The 15,478-nt window shown below is 57.9% G+C and carries 11 protein-coding genes, 2 tRNA genes and 1 pseudogene; 9 read left to right on the top strand and 5 right to left on the bottom strand.

Annotated elements, in window-relative coordinates; genetic code table 11:
- Positions 1–177 precede the first annotated feature (177 nt).
- The gene (locus tag QMX84_RS17765) at positions 178–1,203 is read left to right on the top strand and encodes a 5'-nucleotidase (RefSeq protein WP_282364419.1); all 1,026 of its coding nucleotides are present in this window, start codon (positions 178–180) and stop codon (positions 1,201–1,203) included.
- 23 nt (positions 1,204–1,226) lie between these two features.
- On the opposite strand, the gene QMX84_RS17760 is transcribed toward QMX84_RS17765, so the two are convergent.
- Positions 1,227–1,329, bottom strand: a tRNA-Trp gene (locus tag QMX84_RS17760).
- A gap of 170 nt (positions 1,330–1,499) precedes the next feature.
- Between QMX84_RS17760 and QMX84_RS17755 the strand changes: the two genes are divergently transcribed.
- On the top strand, positions 1,500–3,143 hold the full coding sequence (locus tag QMX84_RS17755) for an RNA-binding domain-containing protein (protein ID WP_282364418.1): 1,644 nt from the start codon (positions 1,500–1,502) through the stop codon (positions 3,141–3,143).
- Between the two features lie 431 nt (positions 3,144–3,574).
- Here QMX84_RS17755 and QMX84_RS17750 read toward each other — a convergent pair.
- Positions 3,575–3,651: transfer RNA gene (locus QMX84_RS17750), tRNA-Arg, on the bottom strand.
- A 348-nt stretch (positions 3,652–3,999) separates the two neighbouring features.
- On the opposite strand from QMX84_RS17750, the gene gabD reads away from it, so the two are divergent.
- The 3 genes from gabD to QMX84_RS17735 all read left to right on the top strand — a co-directional run bounded on the left by gabD (position 4,000) and on the right by QMX84_RS17735 (position 8,272).
- Positions 4,000–5,442, top strand: a complete 1,443-nt coding sequence (gene gabD / locus QMX84_RS17745; RefSeq protein WP_282364417.1) for an NADP-dependent succinate-semialdehyde dehydrogenase — start codon at positions 4,000–4,002, stop codon at positions 5,440–5,442.
- Between the two features lie 176 nt (positions 5,443–5,618).
- Positions 5,619–6,902: a 4-aminobutyrate--2-oxoglutarate transaminase gene (gene gabT / locus QMX84_RS17740; protein ID WP_048366921.1), complete on the top strand. Its 1,284-nt coding sequence runs from the start codon at positions 5,619–5,621 to the stop codon at positions 6,900–6,902.
- A 143-nt stretch (positions 6,903–7,045) separates the two neighbouring features.
- A complete protein-coding gene (locus QMX84_RS17735; protein ID WP_282364416.1) occupies positions 7,046–8,272 on the top strand; it encodes an HDOD domain-containing protein in 1,227 nt (408 codons plus the stop codon).
- Positions 8,273–8,400: 128 nt separating this feature from the next.
- Here the strand turns inward: QMX84_RS17735 and desA are convergent, their stop codons facing one another.
- Positions 8,401–9,585, bottom strand: coding sequence for a delta-9 fatty acid desaturase DesA (gene desA / locus QMX84_RS17730; RefSeq protein WP_262126097.1), 1,185 nt, complete (start codon positions 9,583–9,585; stop codon positions 8,401–8,403).
- 149 nt (positions 9,586–9,734) lie between these two features.
- Here desA and dibA point away from each other — a divergent pair, with 149 nt between their 5' ends.
- Positions 9,735–11,657, top strand: coding sequence for a phosphodiesterase DibA (dibA, locus tag QMX84_RS17725; protein WP_282364415.1), 1,923 nt, complete (start codon positions 9,735–9,737; stop codon positions 11,655–11,657).
- An 8-nt stretch (positions 11,658–11,665) separates the two neighbouring features.
- Here the strand turns inward: dibA and QMX84_RS17720 are convergent, their stop codons facing one another.
- Positions 11,666–11,950 carry a hypothetical protein gene (locus QMX84_RS17720; protein ID WP_282364414.1) on the bottom strand — a complete coding sequence of 95 codons (285 nt, stop codon included), beginning with the start codon at positions 11,948–11,950 and terminating at the stop codon, positions 11,666–11,668.
- Between the two features lie 125 nt (positions 11,951–12,075).
- On the opposite strand from QMX84_RS17720, the gene QMX84_RS17715 reads away from it, so the two are divergent.
- Positions 12,076–12,735: a glutathione S-transferase gene (locus tag QMX84_RS17715; RefSeq protein ID WP_262126083.1), complete on the top strand. Its 660-nt coding sequence runs from the start codon at positions 12,076–12,078 to the stop codon at positions 12,733–12,735.
- An 80-nt stretch (positions 12,736–12,815) separates the two neighbouring features.
- On the opposite strand, the gene argH is transcribed toward QMX84_RS17715, so the two are convergent.
- Positions 12,816–14,210 carry an argininosuccinate lyase gene (gene argH / locus QMX84_RS17710; protein ID WP_282364413.1) on the bottom strand — a complete coding sequence of 465 codons (1,395 nt, stop codon included), beginning with the start codon at positions 14,208–14,210 and terminating at the stop codon, positions 12,816–12,818.
- Positions 14,211–14,478: 268 nt separating this feature from the next.
- Here argH and QMX84_RS17705 point away from each other — a divergent pair.
- Positions 14,479–14,598: pseudogene (locus QMX84_RS17705) on the top strand (sensor histidine kinase); the annotation flags it as partial.
- Entirely contained in the window at positions 14,595–15,341 is a 747-nt protein-coding gene (locus tag QMX84_RS17700) for a LytTR family DNA-binding domain-containing protein (RefSeq protein WP_262126084.1), read from the top strand. The pseudogene QMX84_RS17705 and the gene QMX84_RS17700, both read left to right, overlap by 4 nt.
- The last annotated feature ends 137 nt before the right edge of the window (positions 15,342–15,478 follow it).

The raw sequence follows: 15,478 nt of genomic DNA, 5'->3' as shown, positions 1-15,478 counted from the left end.
CGACGACCTGTGCCTGCACGACCTCAAACCCCCCACGACCCTGTAGGAGCGAGCTTGTCTCGCGATCTTTTAAACGATCAAAAGATCGCGAGACAAGCTCGCTCCTACAGATGAACAGCACTAAATCGACTATCCTCGCAGCCTCAGCAAGCGCGCAGCGGCATAAAGGAAGTCCCCATGGCATTTGATTTGAGCAACACCTTGGTCGTCGGTATTTCCGCTACCGCGCTGTTCGACATGAGCGAATCTGACCAAATGTTCAAGGACGGCCTCGAAACCGACCCTGAGAGCGCGATCCCCAACTACCGCCGCTACATGCAAGAGCGTGAAAACGAACTGCTGAAGCCCGGCACGGGGTACTACCTGGTCAAAGCCCTGCTGGACCTGAACCGGCATCGCAAAAGCGACGACCAAGCGCCGCTGGTCGAAGTGGTGGTCATGTCCCGCAACAGCCCGGACACCGGCATCCGCGTGCTCAAAACCATTCGTCACGACCAACTGGCAATCACCCGCTCGGCCTTCACCGGCGGCGAGTCAGTGGCCGATTACATCGACGCCTTCGATGTGGACCTGTTTTTGACCACCAACGTCGAAGATGCGCAAAAGGTCATCGACTCCAGACAATGCGCCGCAGCGATCCTCACCGCCCCCCCGGCCAACGCCCCGCAAATTCCCGAAGGCCAAGTGCGCATCGCCTTCGACGGCGACGCTGTCCTGTTCTCCGACGCCAGCGAACTGGTCTACAAAACCAAAGGTTTGGTCGCCTTCCAGGCGCAAGAAGATGCGCTGCAACACACCCCCATGGAAGAAGGGCCCTACGCCAGCCTGTTAAAAAAACTGGCCAGCCTGCAAGAACGCCTGCCCACCGGCAGCAAAGACTCCCCCATCCGAATCGCAATCGTGACCGCGCGCAACTCACCCTCAGAAATGCGCGTCATCAACACCCTGCGCGCCTGGGGCGTCTACGTCGACGAAGCCTTCTTCCTCGGCGGCGTCGGAAAAGCCAAAGTACTCACCGCCTTCAACCCGCACATCTTCTTCGACGATCAAGACATCCACCTGGAAGCCGCCGCCACCCTGGTGCCTTCCGGCAAAGTACCGTACCTGACGCGCACAAACGTCCTGGAGCTACCGGCTCCGGCTGACAAGGAAGGGGGGGTGTTGGAAGTGGCCGATTCGGGGGTTGAGGCGGCTGAGCCGTAGAAAGACTCAATACAAAGAAAAGATGGCGCCCAGGCGGGATTCGAACCCACGACCCCTGCCTTTGGAGGGCAATGCTGTATAGGCATTTTGATCGTTGCTGAGTGCCTCTAAATGCAAGCACGCGCCGTAACCAAGTCCAGAAGGGGACGGGAAACCCTTTGCTTTATCTCTACCGCCCAAAGCGCGGCTGCATTGGTTAAGATGCGTTCCTTGACTCGTAAACAATCGCTCAGTTATCGACCAGGTCCGGGTGCTGGGCGTGGTGGAGGCGGTGCTCCGGACAGGGAGGTGGCGTGATGGATGCCCAGCAGCAACTGCAGCGTTTGCTTGAGGGCAACGGTGAAAGTGAAGTGGTGGAGTTTAAGGAGGCCAAGAACGGCTATGACTTCGCCAAGCTCGGTAAATACTTCTGCGCCCTGAGTAACGAGGCCAACCTGAAGGGCGTGCACAGTGCCTGGCTGGTGTTTGGCGTAAAGGATAATCAGCGTGTAGTAGGCACCCAGTTTCGCTTGGTGTTCAAAGATCTGCAGTCGCTAAAGAAGGAAGTGGCCGACAAGGTCAGCCAGCGGCTCACTTTTATCGACATTTACACCGTTCAACATGCAGATGGTCGCGTGTTGTTGCTCGAGATTCCTGCTGCCCCTCAAGGTCTGCCGGTGACGTGGGAAGGGCATTACTATGGGCGCGACGGCGAATCTCTCGGGCCGTTGTCGCTTGATGAGATAGAACGCATCCGTGGTCAGAATCGTCTGCAAGACTGGAGTGCGGGCATTTGTCCCGGCGCAAGTCTGGATGATTTGAGCACCGAGGCTATCGCTCTGGCTCGCCGCGAATACGCTACCAAGCACCCCAAGAGGGCGGCTGAGCTGCCAACTTGGAGCGACGAGGCATTTCTCAATAAGGCCAAGCTGACCATTCAGGGGAGCATTACCCGTACCGCTATTTTGCTACTGGGTAAGCCGGAGGCAGCGCACAGAGTTAATCCTGCGTCGCCCACCTTGAGCTGGATTCTCAAGGACCGCGACGGCCTGGAGCGCGACTATCAGCACTTTTCCTGCCCGCTGCTGGTCAGCGCCGATGAGCTTTACCGCAAGATCCGTAACCTGAAATACCGCTATATGTCGGAAGGCTCGCTGTTCCCCGAGGAGGTCGACCAGTACGACCCTTTTATCATTCGCGAGGCCCTGAATAATGCTATTGCCCACCAAGATTATGAGCTGGGTGGCAAGGTCTCGGTGGTGGAGTTCGAAGACGGCCGGCTGTGCTTTAGTAACCCCGGTGCTTTTATTCCCGGATCGGTCGAGCAGGTGATCCAGGCCGATGCGCCGGAAAGTCGCTACCGCAACCGTTTCCTTACCGATGCCATGGTCAACTTGAACATGATCGACACCATCGGCAGCGGCATCCGCAAGATGTTCATGATCCAGAAGAACCGTTTCTTCCCGCTGCCGGAATACCAACTGGAGCAAAACCGTGTGCAGGTGACAATCACTGGGCGTGTTTTGAATATCAGTTATGCACGCAAGCTGGCCGAGCTGCCCAACCTCGCGCTGGATGACATCATCCTGCTGGACCGCGTGCAGAAGCAGAAATCACTGAGTGATACGCAGGTTCGTCACCTCAAGGCGCTGGGGCTGATCGAGGGCCGAAAACCTAATTTCCATATCTCCGTCCAAGTTGCGCGGCATAGCGATGACAAGGCGCAGTACATCCTCAATCGTGGCTTCGATGATGAGCATTACAAGCGCTTGATCAGTCAGTTGATCGAGAAGTTCGGCACGGCCAAACGCGCGGATATCGATAAGCTGCTCGTAGACAAACTGCCGGATGTTTTAAACAGTCAGCAGAAAGCCCATAAGATCAAGAACCTGCTGCAAGCCTTGAAGAAACAAGGGGTTATCGAACCCAAGGGTAAGCTTTGGCAAATGTCTAAAGTCTGATGGTTAGACGTTTTGCAGGGCCCTGAGCTGTTTTGGGCGCAGGCAAAGAATGCCCGGTGGTATGGCGAAAACTCATTTGATTGAAAAGATAGATTTAGACGAATGAGCCGAGCTACTAGACATTCGGCAGGTTCTCAGCCAGCCCAGAGCATGGCTTTTATGCTCTATAAATCAATGAATTAGGGGCGCTCTAAATGAATGAAGGCAAATGTCTAACACCCATTAGCTAGACATTTCTAGACATTCGCACTGCGTGCTGAGCCCGTCTGGCAGCGATAAGAAGGGCATGTGCAAGGAAGCTGGGCAGAAACGAGTTTTTCAGGCAGCACTCATCGGCCACTTCAAGTGCAGATGATTGAGGTTTTGGGGTACGCAGGATTTGAAGCGGATTGAAGAATCGTTTTCTTAAAAAACGATCAATCAAAGAAAGATGGTGCACCAGGCGGGATTCGAACCCACGACCCCTGCCTTCGGAGGGCAGTACTCTATCCAGCTGAGCTACTGGTGCAACGCGGGCGCCATGATACTCATCTGCGTGTCGCCCGTCCATGCCGCTGATTCGTCGGGTGTTTCTTTGTGCGTTATGGGGTATTAATGAGGACTAGGTGAGAAAAGGGTGAAATCAGGCCGTTTGTTCTTTTTTTCGAACAGCCTATTGTCCTTTACCCCTGTTGACCCTAGGATTCGTTTGAGATTTCAAACGCTCTTGTCTGAGTGCTGAATCGCACGGCTTATTCTTTGTGCGCTATCCAAGTACTTTGGCAGTGAATGACTTCCTGACGGCAGCCTTCTATGGCGCCTTTCTTCTATCAATAATTCGCCCCGCCTCTGCGCGGTGCTGTTAAGGAAAGCCAACATGCAGCTCAAAGACGCACAACTGTTCCGCCAACAAGCCTATATCGATGGCGCTTGGGTCGATGCGGACGGTGGTCAGACGATCAAGGTTAACAACCCGGCCACGGGCGAAATCATCGGTTCCGTGCCAAAAATGGGCGCGGCTGAAACCCGTCGTGCGATTGAAGCCGCAGACAAGGCGTTGCCAGCCTGGCGTGCACTGACCGCCAAAGAGCGTGCAGGCAAACTGCGTCGCTGGTTTGAGCTGTTGATTGAAAACCAGGACGACCTGGGCCGTCTCATGACCCTGGAGCAAGGCAAGCCACTGGCCGAAGCCAAGGGCGAAATCGCTTACGCCGCTTCGTTCATCGAGTGGTTCGCTGAAGAAGCCAAGCGCGTCTATGGCGACGTGATCCCAGGCCACCAGCCTGACAAGCGCCTGATCGTGATCAAACAACCGATCGGTGTGACCGCTGCCATTACGCCGTGGAACTTCCCGGCCGCCATGATCACCCGTAAAGCAGGCCCGGCACTCGCCGCAGGTTGCACCATGGTGATCAAGCCCGCTTCGCAAACCCCGTTCTCCGCGTTGGCACTGGTTGAGCTGGCGCACCGTGCCGGCATTCCAAAAGGCGTGTTGAGCGTTGTGACAGGCAGCGCTGGCGACATCGGCGGCGAGCTGACCAGCAACCCGATCGTGCGCAAGCTGTCCTTCACCGGTTCGACCGAAATCGGTCGCCAACTGATGGCCGAATGCGCCAAGGATATCAAAAAAGTTTCTCTGGAGCTGGGCGGCAACGCGCCGTTCATCGTGTTTGACGACGCTGACCTGGATAAGGCCGTCGAAGGCGCGATCATCTCCAAGTACCGCAACAACGGTCAGACCTGCGTGTGCGCCAACCGTCTGTACATTCAGGACGGCGTGTACGACGCGTTCGCTGAAAAACTCAAAGTGGCTGTGGCCAAGCTCAAAATCGGTAACGGTCTGGAAGAAGGCACCACCACCGGCCCGCTGATCGATGACAAGGCGGTGGCCAAAGTCAAAGAACACATCGCGGATGCACTGAGCAAAGGCGCTACCTTGCTGGCAGGCGGCAACAGCCTGGAAGGCAGCTTCTTTGAGCCGACCATTCTGGTCAACGTGCCGAAAAACGCTGCCGTGGCCAAAGAAGAAACCTTCGGCCCGCTGGCACCGCTGTTCCGTTTCAAAGACGAAGCCGAAGTGATCGAGATGGCCAACGACACCGAGTTCGGTCTGGCGTCGTACTTCTATGCGCGTGACATGAGCCGCGTTTTCCGTGTTGCAGAAGCACTGGAATACGGCATGGTCGGCGTTAACACCGGTCTCATTTCCAACGAAGTCGCGCCATTTGGCGGCATCAAGGCGTCGGGCCTGGGCCGTGAAGGCTCCAAGTACGGCATCGAAGACTACCTGGAAATCAAATATCTCTGCCTGAGTATTTAACTCGGCGGGTGGTTCAGCAGAAGGGGCACGAGAGCGATGCTCCCTCTGTGTTTCAAACTGTTAATTTTTGTGGCCGGGCGCGCCATGCCAGTCGATCATCGCATGCTGGCATCGGTGCTACCCAGGCGCGTCAGCCTTGAACCACGCCGTTAGATAAACGGCGAATGAGGAACACCATGAGCAACAAGACCAACGCATCTTTGATGAAACGCCGTGAAGCCGCTGTCCCTCGCGGCGTTGGCCAGATCCACCCGATTTTTGCCGAGTCGGCAAAAAACGCGACCGTAACCGACGTTGAAGGTCGTGAATTCATCGACTTCGCGGGCGGTATCGCGGTACTGAACACCGGTCACCTGCACCCGAAAATCATTGCCGCCGTGCAAGAGCAACTGACCAAGCTGACCCACACTTGCTTCCAGGTACTGGCTTACGAGCCGTACGTAGAGCTGTGCGAAAAAATCAACGCTAAGGTCCCAGGCAACTTCGACAAGAAGACCCTGCTGGTGACCACCGGTTCGGAAGCCGTTGAAAACGCCATCAAGGTTGCCCGCGCAGCCACTGGCCGTGCTGGCGTGATCGCGTTCACCGGCGCTTACCACGGCCGTACCATGATGACCCTGGGCCTGACCGGTAAAGTCGTGCCTTACTCGGCCGGCATGGGCCTGATGCCAGGCGGTATCTTCCGCGCTCTTTACCCATGCGAGCTGCATGGCATCAGCGTTGACGACTCCATCGCCAGCATCGAACGCATCTTCAAAAACGATGCCGAGCCTAAAGACATCGCTGCCATCATCATCGAGCCAGTTCAGGGCGAAGGTGGTTTCTACGTGGCGCCGAAAGCGTTCATGGCTCGCCTGCGTGAGCTGTGCGACAAGCACGGCATCCTGCTGATCGCTGACGAAGTACAAACAGGCGCGGGTCGTACCGGCACCTTCTTCGCCATGGAACAAATGGGTGTTGCAGCTGACCTGACCACCTTCGCTAAATCCATCGCTGGCGGCTTCCCGCTGGCGGGCGTGTGCGGCAAGGCCGAGCTGATGGACGCCATCGCTCCAGGCGGCCTGGGCGGCACCTACGCCGGTAGCCCGATCGCGTGTGCGGCGGCACTGGCTGTGCTGGAGGTGTTTGAAGAAGAGCACCTGCTGGACCGCTCCAAGGCAGTGGGCGAGCATCTGGTGTCTGGCCTCAAGGCTATCCAGGCCAAGTACCCGGTGATCGGCGACGTTCGTGCGCTGGGCGCCATGATCGCAGTCGAGCTGTTCGAAGGCGGCGACGCACACAAGCCAAACGCAGCAGCCGTGGCTCAAGTAGTTGCTAAAGCGCGTGAGAAAGGTCTGATCCTGCTGTCGTGCGGCCCGTACGGTAACGTTCTGCGTGTTCTGGTGCCGTTGACCGCTCCAGACGAACTGCTGGACAAAGGCCTGGCCATTATCGAAGAGTGCTTTGCTGAGCTGGCGTAAGCCCTCTGTGAAGGTGTGACTCGATAGACAAAAAAAACCGCTTCGGCGGTTTTTTTTGGTTTAAGCGATTCAGGCATGTGATTTTTCTGTATCCATGCGTTGCCATTGTCTAAGGTGCAGGCATTGCGCTGGGAGCAGATTGAATGGCCGTTGTAGATTTATCCGTTGTACCGAGCGTATTGATTGCCGAGGCCGATCCGTGGTCCCGGGATCTACTCAAGCAAGTGGTGCTGAGTGTTCGGTGTGACGCGCAGTTGGATGTGTGCGGTGAAGGGCAGCAGGCACTCTTGCTGCTGAGCCAAAAAAGTTATGACCTGGTGATTTCAGACCGGGACCTGCCCGGTGTCAGCGGGCTGGATGTGTTGCGCAGTGTGCGCCAACGTCGTCGCAGCCCGGCCTTGCCGTTTATTTTAGTCAGCAGCCGCAATGACAGCGCCAGCGTGCGCGAAGCCTTGCCGCTGGCGCCCACCGCCTACCTGACTAAACCACTGGACCTGAGCGGTCTGACCAAGCGTCTGCAGGGGCTGTTACTGAGCGCGGGGCAAGAGGTGCTGTGTGACGTGCCGTCACTGGCGCCCGGCATGACCCTTAAACGTTTTCTGACACAGCGCCGGGCGTCCTCGGATGGCGCGCCGCTATGGATCGATGCGCGGGCAGCGGTCAAGCGCAGCCTCAGCCCTGACGGCCTCAACCTTGCGGCGCTGGAAGATGAAGTGTGCAAAGACCCGCAAATTACCGCCGTGCTGATTGCCGCGGCCAATAGCGCTGCGCAGCACCTTGCGCGGCCCGCCCAGACGCTGACCCACGCCTTGCAGCGGCTGGGCCCGGCGCAAAGCATGAACCTGGTGCAAGGGCTGACGCTCAAGCACAGCGCGCAACTGAACGACCCGCGTCTGGCCGATTACGCCGAGCACCAGTGGGCGGTGTCGTTGCGCGCGGCAGAGTACGGTCGCACCTTGGCAGGCATGCTCAACCTCGATCAGCAGCGCTGCTACTGCGCGGGTTTGCTGTACCGCCTGGGTGATCTGGCGGTGCTGCGCTGTTTGCAAGAATGGCAGCAGGCGGGGGGCGAGCTGGACACGCAGGTGATTGACAAGTCCCTGGCCGAGTTTGGGGCCGCCTACGGCTCTGCGTTGCGCACACGCTGGCGCTTGCCGCTGGAGCTGCGCGAGTTGATCGCGGCGGTGTATCACCTGGGAGGCGGGGTGTACTCGCGAGAGGCGCTGGTCATGAACCTGGCCGGGCAGTTGGCGGTGCTGGAATCAGAAGAAGGCCTGGATGCGCTGGCCAGCAGCAAGACCGCGCGTTTGCTGCGGGTAGGCACGGCAGAACTGTCACGCCTGATGAGCAAGGTGCAAAGCACCGTCTAACCCTTGCAACTCTGTAGGCGCTGACGAGGCACGAAGGCTGCGATGCGGGCCGCAGGACCGCTGTTTTGGGTCGCTTCGCAACCCATCGCAGCCTCATGCTTCGTCAGCGACTACAGCGTTAGTCGCTCTTAAACCGCCGCAGGGCGCAGCGAGTAGGTTTTCAGCTGTTTGGCAAATTCACGCAACGAATGAATCCCGCTGGCTTCCGCCTCATGGACCCATTCCTTGATCGCCGCCAGCATGTCGTGACCATTGGTGCTGGTCTTGATCCAGATCTGTTGCAGTGCCAGACGCTTTTCATAGATCACTTTGAGCGATTGGCTGTGCTCCAGCAGGGTTTCGATACGCTGGTGATGGCGCTCTTCCAGCAGGCTGGTTTCACGCGACAGCAGGCGCTTGGCCCGACGGAACTGGTGGCGAACCGAGTGATCGACCTTGGCCAGTTCTTGCTGCACCAAGGGCGCGATCACCAGCTTGCGGTACTGCGCCATGATCTGGAACCGGTTGTTGAGGATCGCCATCGCGGTGTCCATGTCCAGGCTGCCTTTGCCTTCGACCCGGTGGGCGATAGGCGCAACCCGCTGAACCTTGGCCAGACGCAAAAAGCTGAACACTTTGATCCACGCCCACCCCAGGTCGAACTCCCACTTCTTGACCGACAGCTTGGCCGAGTTGGGGTAGGTGTGGTGGTTGTTGTGCAGCTCTTCGCCACCAATGAGGATGCCCCACGGCACCAGATTGGTCGCGGCATCGCGGCACTCAAAGTTACGATAACCGACCGCGTGGCCCAAACCGTTGACCACGCCCGCAGCCCACACCGGAATCCACATCATCTGCACGGCCCAGATGGTCAGGCCGATGGCGCCGAACAGCAGCAAGTCAATCACCAGCATCAAGGCAATGCCCAGCAGCTTGTAACGCGAATAAAGATTGCGCTCGATCCAGTCTTCAGGGCAGTTTTTGCCGTAAATACGCAGCGTTTCAGGATTCTGTGCTTCTTCGCGATACAGCTCTGCACCTTTTCGCAAAACGGTCGATAACCCTTTGACGACCGGGCTGTGCGGGTCATCGGCGGTTTCACATTTTGCGTGGTGTTTGCGGTGGATGGCCGTCCACTCGCGGGTGTTCTGCGCGGTGGTCAGCCACAGCCAGAAGCGGAAGAAGTGTTTCAGGCCACCGTTGAGTTCAAGTGAGCGGTGAGCTGAGTAGCGGTGAAGATAAACCGTGACACCGATAATGGTCACGTGGGTCATCAACAGGGTGACTGCAACCAGTTGCCAGGCTGACAAGTCAAGAAAACCGTTGTACCACATAGGCTGTTTGGCCCTCGGGAAGATGAAATAAATTGCAACACGCATTATCACCATGCAGCCATTTAAAACCAGTCGCCCTTTGAGATAAGAGTGGCTGGATGTTTCTTACTCTATAATTCCCATTTTTTTGTAGGCGTTATAACTTTCTCATGTCGGTTTCTTCTCGCAATGCCTTGCGTGCAGCCCTGCTTTACGGGTTGTTATCGGTAGTCTGGCTGCAAATAACTGATCATTTTTTGAGCAGTTTTTTTGACGATTCGGCGCAGTTGGCGCACTGGCAGCTCATCAATGGCTATGTGTGGGTGTTTGTCAGCGCCGTGCTGATCTTTGTCGCCCGCTCCCAACTGTTGGGTTTTCTCGGCGGCAGCACCAGCTTGAAGCGCCAACGCGAGGATCGCGAGCGTCTGCGCCAAGCGGCAGCGGTGTTTGACTGCACCCGTGAAGGGGTGCTGGTCACTGACCGCACGGGTGCAATTGTGCATGTGAATCGGGCGCTGGTTGAAATCACCGGATATACGGTCGAAGAAGTGCTGGGCAAACGGCCCAACATGTTCAAGTCCGGTCACCATGACCTTGAGTTTTATCAGGGTGTTTTCAAGTCCTTGCAAGAAACCGGCGACTGGCACGGCGAGATCTGGAACCGGCGCAAAAACGGTGAAATCTACCCGCAGTGGCAAACCGTGCGGGCCATCACCGACGACAAAGGCCAGCTCACCCACTATGTCGCGGTGTTCACCGACATTTCGGCGATTAAAAAATCTCAAACAGACCTGGCGCGGCTGGTCCACCATGACCCGCTCACCGACCTGCCCAACCGCTTGCTGTTCACCGACCGTACCGAGCAAGCCTTGACCTCTGCGCAGCGCCACAAGACAGGCTGCGCGCTGCTGATGATCGACCTTGATCATTTCAAAATTATTAACGACAGCCTGGGACATAACGTCGGCGACCTGTTGCTCAAGGCGGTCAGCGGGCGTTTACAGCGCGTTTTCGGAAAAGGCTACACGGTGGCCCGGCTGGGCGGCGACGAGTTCGCCGTGCTGATCGAAAATTGCTCAAATGCGAGCCGCGCCGAGGTGCTGGCGCAGCATGTGCTGGAGGCTATGAAAGCAGCGTTTGAGGTCACTAGCCATCAACTGTTTGTGAGCGCCAGTGTGGGCATCAGTGTGTTCCCCGGCGATGCGCTGAACGCCGAGCAACTGCTGCGCAATGCCGACTCGGCGCTGTTCAAGGCCAAAAGTGCGGGCCGCGAAGGCTACGCGCTGTACACCGAAGAACTGACCGTGCACGCGCTTAACCGGATCGAGGTGGCCAGCGACTTGCGCCGGGCGCTCGAGCAGCAAGAGCTGCGGGTGTATTACCAGCCGGTGCATGACCTGAAAACCAGCCGCCTGATCGGGGTAGAAGCCTTGGTGCGCTGGGAGCACCCGCTGCGGGGGCTGGTGCCTCCGGGGGAGTTTATCCCTATCGCTGAACGCACCGGCCTGATTGCAGAAATTGACGCCTGGGTGCTGGAGCAAGCCTGTTGGCAGATGTGCCAGTGGCAATCGGCCGGGGTGCATTTGTCGTTCGTGGCGGTGAATATCTCCAGCCGCCTGTTTGCCCGCCCGGAGCTCTACACGCTGGTGTCCACCGTGTTGACCGACAGCGGCCTGGACCCGGCCCTGCTGGAGCTGGAAGTCACTGAAAGCGCGGTGATGGAAGACTCTGAAGGGGCGCTGGAGCAGATGCATCGTCTGCGTGCGCTGGGGTTGCGACTGGCCATTGATGACTTCGGCACCGGCTTTTCATCGCTGTTGCGTCTCAAGCAATTGCCTGTGCAGAAACTCAAAATTGATCAGGGTTTTGTCGCAGGCTTGCCGGAAGACAATGACGACGTGGCGATTGTGCGCGCGGTCATTGCCCTGTCCCAAAGCATGGGCTTGCAGGTGCACGCCGAAGGTATCGAGCAGATCGAGCAGGCGCAGTTCCTGCTCGACTTCAAGTGCGATCTGGGCCAGGGCTACTGGTTTGGCCGCCCGGTGCCTGCCAGCGAACTGGATTGGCAGCGGGCGCCCGCTATTCGCACCTGAGCGCTGCCTCAGGCTTTCTCGGGTGGTAGCTCAGGCAGTGCGCGAAGGGCTGCTTCGTACCACTCGGTGTTGAAGGCGCGGTCCTCGTCGAGCATCGCGTCGATCTCGATGGCCAGTACGTGGGCCATCAAGTTCAAAATCTCATCGCGCTCGTAACCGACCAGGGTCAGCTTATTGAGGGTGGCCTTGGCCGCGGGCGGGTTGTCGCTTTCGATCTGGTTTTCAATCGCCTGGGTCAGGGTGGATTCGGCGAATTCTTCTTCGTCGTTGTCGATATCAGTTGGCTCGCTCATGGGCAGGCTCCTTAAGGTAAGGCCGGCAGTTTAGCGGTATTCAGCACAATGATGCTGCTGGTCAGCTTAGCGGCGAAGCTCTATAACAGCTGCTGCCAACCCCAACGTGGCCTGGAGGCTTTGTGATGCTCAAGCTTTATGGATTCGCCGTCAGTAACTACTACAACATGGTCAAGCTGGCGCTGCTGGAAAAGGGCCTGCCGTTTGAAGAGGTCGCGTTTTTTGCTGGCAAAACCCCAGAGGCGCTGGTGGTCAGCCCTTGCGGCAAAGTGCCGGTCTTGGGCGTCGAGCAGGGCTACGTCAACGAAACCAGCGTGATCCTCGACTACATCGAGCAGACCCAGCCGGGCCCCAAACTGCTGCCGACCGATCCCTTTGAGCGTGCCCAAGTCTTGGCCATCGCCAAAGAAATCGAGTTGTACATCGAGTTGCCCGCCCGTGCGTGCTACGCCGAAGCGTTCTTCGGCACGCAAGTCCCTGAGGCGATCAAGACCAAAGCCAAGGCTGAGTTGCTGCACGGCATTGCGTCGCTGGCGCGTCAGGCAAAATTCGCACCCTATGTTGCGGGCGACACCCTGAGCGTGGCGGACATTTACTTCCTGTACAGCGTCACCCTGGCCTGTGGTGTGGGCAAGAAAGTCTTCGGCCTCGACCTGCTGGCCGAGTTGCCAGGCGCCAAGGCGCTGCTGGAGCACCTTGAGCAAAACCTGCACGTTAAACGCATCGCGGCAGACAAAGACGCAGCAATGCCGCAGTTTTTGGCGTGGATTAGCAGCAAGAAGTAAACCTGTAGGAGCGAGCTTGCCTCGCGATCTTTTGACCTTAAAAAGATCGCGAGACAAGCTCGCTCCTACAGACGCTGTGTTTAACGGCTGGCCAGCAAGGCCTTGCCGCGAACCACTGCCGCTTTCACCTGGGCCGGCGCTGTGCCGCCGATGTGATTACGGGCGTTGACCGAACCTTCCAGGGTCAACACGGCAAACACGTCGTCATCAATCTGATCGCTGAACTGGCGCAGTTCTTCCAGGCTCATTTCGGCCAGGTCTTTGCCGGTTTTCACGCCGTATTTCACAGCATGGCCAACGATTTCGTGGCAGTCACGGAACGGCAGGCCACGGCGCACCAGGTAGTCGGCCAGGTCAGTTGCTGTCGAGAAACCGCGCAGCGCCGCTTCACGCATGATCGCGTGCTTGGGCTTGATCGCCGGGATCATGTCAGCAAACGCTCGCAGCGAGTCACGCAGGGTGTCGGCGGCATCGAACAGCGGCTCTTTGTCTTCCTGGTTGTCCTTGTTGTAGGCCAATGGCTGGCCTTTCATCAGGGTCAGCAGGCCCATCAGGGCACCGAACACGCGGCCGCTTTTGCCACGTACCAGCTCTGGCACGTCGGGGTTTTTCTTTTGCGGCATGATCGAGCTGCCGGTGCAGAAACGGTCAGGCAGATCAATGAACTGGAACTGCGCGCTGGTCCACAGCACCAGCTCTTCGGAGAAGCGCGACAGGTGCATCATCGCAATGCTCGCGGCGGCGCAGAATTCGATGGCGAAATCGCGATCCGAGACGTTGTCCAGCGAGTTGCCGCCCACGGCGTCAAAGCCCAGCAGTTGCGCGGTCAGCTCACGGTCGATCGGGTAGGTGGTGCCTGCCAGTGCGGCGCTGCCCAATGGCATGCGGTTGGTGCGTTTGCGGCAGTCGACCAGGCGCTCGTAGTCGCGGCTGAGCATCTCGAACCAGGCCAGCATGTGATGCCCGAAGGTCACCGGCTGAGCGGTTTGCAGGTGCGTAAAGCCCGGCATGATGGTCTCGGCTTCGCGCTCGGCTTGCTCCAGCAGGCCTTTTTGCAGGCGTGTGATTTCAGCCAGGATGAGGTCGATTTCATCGCGCAGCCACAGGCGAATATCGGTGGCGACCTGGTCGTTACGGCTACGCCCGGTGTGCAGCTTTTTACCGGTCACGCCGATGCGGTCTGTCAGGCGCGCTTCGATGTTCATGTGCACGTCTTCCAGGTCGACGCGCCAGTCAAAAGTGCCGGCCTCGATTTCGCTCTGGATGGTTTTCAAACCGTCGATGATGCTGTCGCGCTCTGCATCGGTCAGCACACCGACCTTGGCCAGCATGGTGGCGTGGGCCACGGAGCCCATGATGTCGTGGCGATAAAGGCGCTGGTCGAAAGTGACCGAGGCAGTGAAGCGCGCAACGAAGGCGTCGACGGGTTCACTGAAGCGGCCGCCCCAGGACTGATTGGTCTTGTCGGTGCTCATGGATTCGCTCGTAATCGGCTGAGGGGGAGTACATAAAAAGTTACTGCGGATCATAACAGGGTTGCCATTCAAGGCGTTGACGCAGGTCGGCAGGTTTTAACGGATTTGAGGTATAAACAAAATACCGAAACGAATTGTATAGATTGCCCCCATTCGTCTTGGCAACCGTCTACAGTTGGTCGTATGGAGCAGTCTTTGCAGGTCTTTGTAGCTTGTTGGACGCATCCGGTATTAAATCGAGCAACAGACACAGGTGAATTTTGCTGTGCGACTTGCGGCACTTTTTGGCCTTCACGCTAGTCTTAGCGTGGATCGCTGTGACAGCCGTCACTTCACCTGTCTACGCTATCCTTGTGCGAGACTCACGCAGGAATACAGCGCTATATGAATGTCCTGATCGTTGATGACGAAACCTTGGCCCGAGAGCACATGAGCCGTTTGCTCAATGCTGTTGGGGGTTATACGCCGCTGGAGCCCGCCGCTACTCATGGCGAAGAGGCTCTGAGCCTGATCGAAAGCCTGAAGCCTGATGTCGTACTTCTCGACATCCAGATGCCGGGCCTCGACGGTTTGCAGGTCGCTGCCAAATTATGCGAGCGCGAATTGCCACCCGCCGTGGTGTTTTGCGTAGCGCCTGACGAGTTCTCTGTTCAGGCCCTGCAAGACAGCGGTGTGAGCTATGTGCTCAAGCCGGTCAGCGCCGAGGCCCTTACTGCGGCCTTGAAAGACGCGCACCGGCCTAACCGTGTGCAACTGGCGGCCCTGACTCGGCCTGCCGCGCAAACGGGCAGCGGGCCGCGCAGCCACATCAGTGCCAGAACCCGAAAAGGCATTGAACTCATCCCTATCGACAAAGTGATTTATTTCATCGCTGACCATAAATACGTGACCTTGCGTCACGAGGGCGGCGAAGTGTTGCTCGATGAGCCCCTCAAAGCCCTCGAAGACGAATTCGGTGAACGCTTTGTGCGTATCCACCGCAACGCGCTGGTGGCGCGTGACCGTATCGAACGCCTGCAACGTACCCCGCTGGGGCACTTTCAGTTGTTCCTCAAGGGGCTCAATGGCGATGCACTGATTGTGAGCCGCCGCCACGTGGCGGGCGTGCGCAAAATGATGCAGCAGCTCTGACACGGCAAATGGTCATTGTGGTGGGAGCGGGCTTGCTCGCGATTCAGGCGGCGCGGTATGCCTGAATCATAGGGTCGATGCCATCGCGAGCAAGCCCGCTCCCACGCGGTATTTATTCGCCCTCCTATAACGGATGG

The sequence above is a fragment of the Pseudomonas sp. PS01297 genome, assembly GCF_029959305.1.
Lineage (GTDB): Bacteria > Pseudomonadota > Gammaproteobacteria > Pseudomonadales > Pseudomonadaceae > Aquipseudomonas > Aquipseudomonas helleri.
The sequence above is the reverse complement of the archived record's forward strand: the minus strand, read 5'-3'. Positions and strand labels throughout refer to the sequence as shown.

What these genes read in the sequence shown, in the direction of transcription:
- desA (WP_262126097.1), bottom strand. Translation starts at nt 9,585, where the DNA reads ATGTGGTACAACGGTTTTCTTGACTTGTCAGCCTGGCAACTGGTTGCA.
- gabD (WP_282364417.1), top strand. Translation starts at nt 4,000, where the DNA reads ATGCAGCTCAAAGACGCACAACTGTTCCGCCAACAAGCCTATATCGAT.
- QMX84_RS17755 (WP_282364418.1), top strand. Translation starts at nt 1,500, where the DNA reads ATGGATGCCCAGCAGCAACTGCAGCGTTTGCTTGAGGGCAACGGTGAA.
- dibA (WP_282364415.1), top strand. Translation starts at nt 9,735, where the DNA reads ATGTCGGTTTCTTCTCGCAATGCCTTGCGTGCAGCCCTGCTTTACGGG.
- QMX84_RS17700 (WP_262126084.1), top strand. Translation starts at nt 14,595, where the DNA reads ATGAATGTCCTGATCGTTGATGACGAAACCTTGGCCCGAGAGCACATG.
- QMX84_RS17735 (WP_282364416.1), top strand. Translation starts at nt 7,046, where the DNA reads ATGGCCGTTGTAGATTTATCCGTTGTACCGAGCGTATTGATTGCCGAG.
- argH (WP_282364413.1), bottom strand. Translation starts at nt 14,210, where the DNA reads ATGAGCACCGACAAGACCAATCAGTCCTGGGGCGGCCGCTTCAGTGAA.
- QMX84_RS17715 (WP_262126083.1), top strand. Translation starts at nt 12,076, where the DNA reads ATGCTCAAGCTTTATGGATTCGCCGTCAGTAACTACTACAACATGGTC.
- QMX84_RS17720 (WP_282364414.1), bottom strand. Translation starts at nt 11,950, where the DNA reads ATGAGCGAGCCAACTGATATCGACAACGACGAAGAAGAATTCGCCGAA.
- gabT (WP_048366921.1), top strand. Translation starts at nt 5,619, where the DNA reads ATGAGCAACAAGACCAACGCATCTTTGATGAAACGCCGTGAAGCCGCT.
- QMX84_RS17765 (WP_282364419.1), top strand. Translation starts at nt 178, where the DNA reads ATGGCATTTGATTTGAGCAACACCTTGGTCGTCGGTATTTCCGCTACC.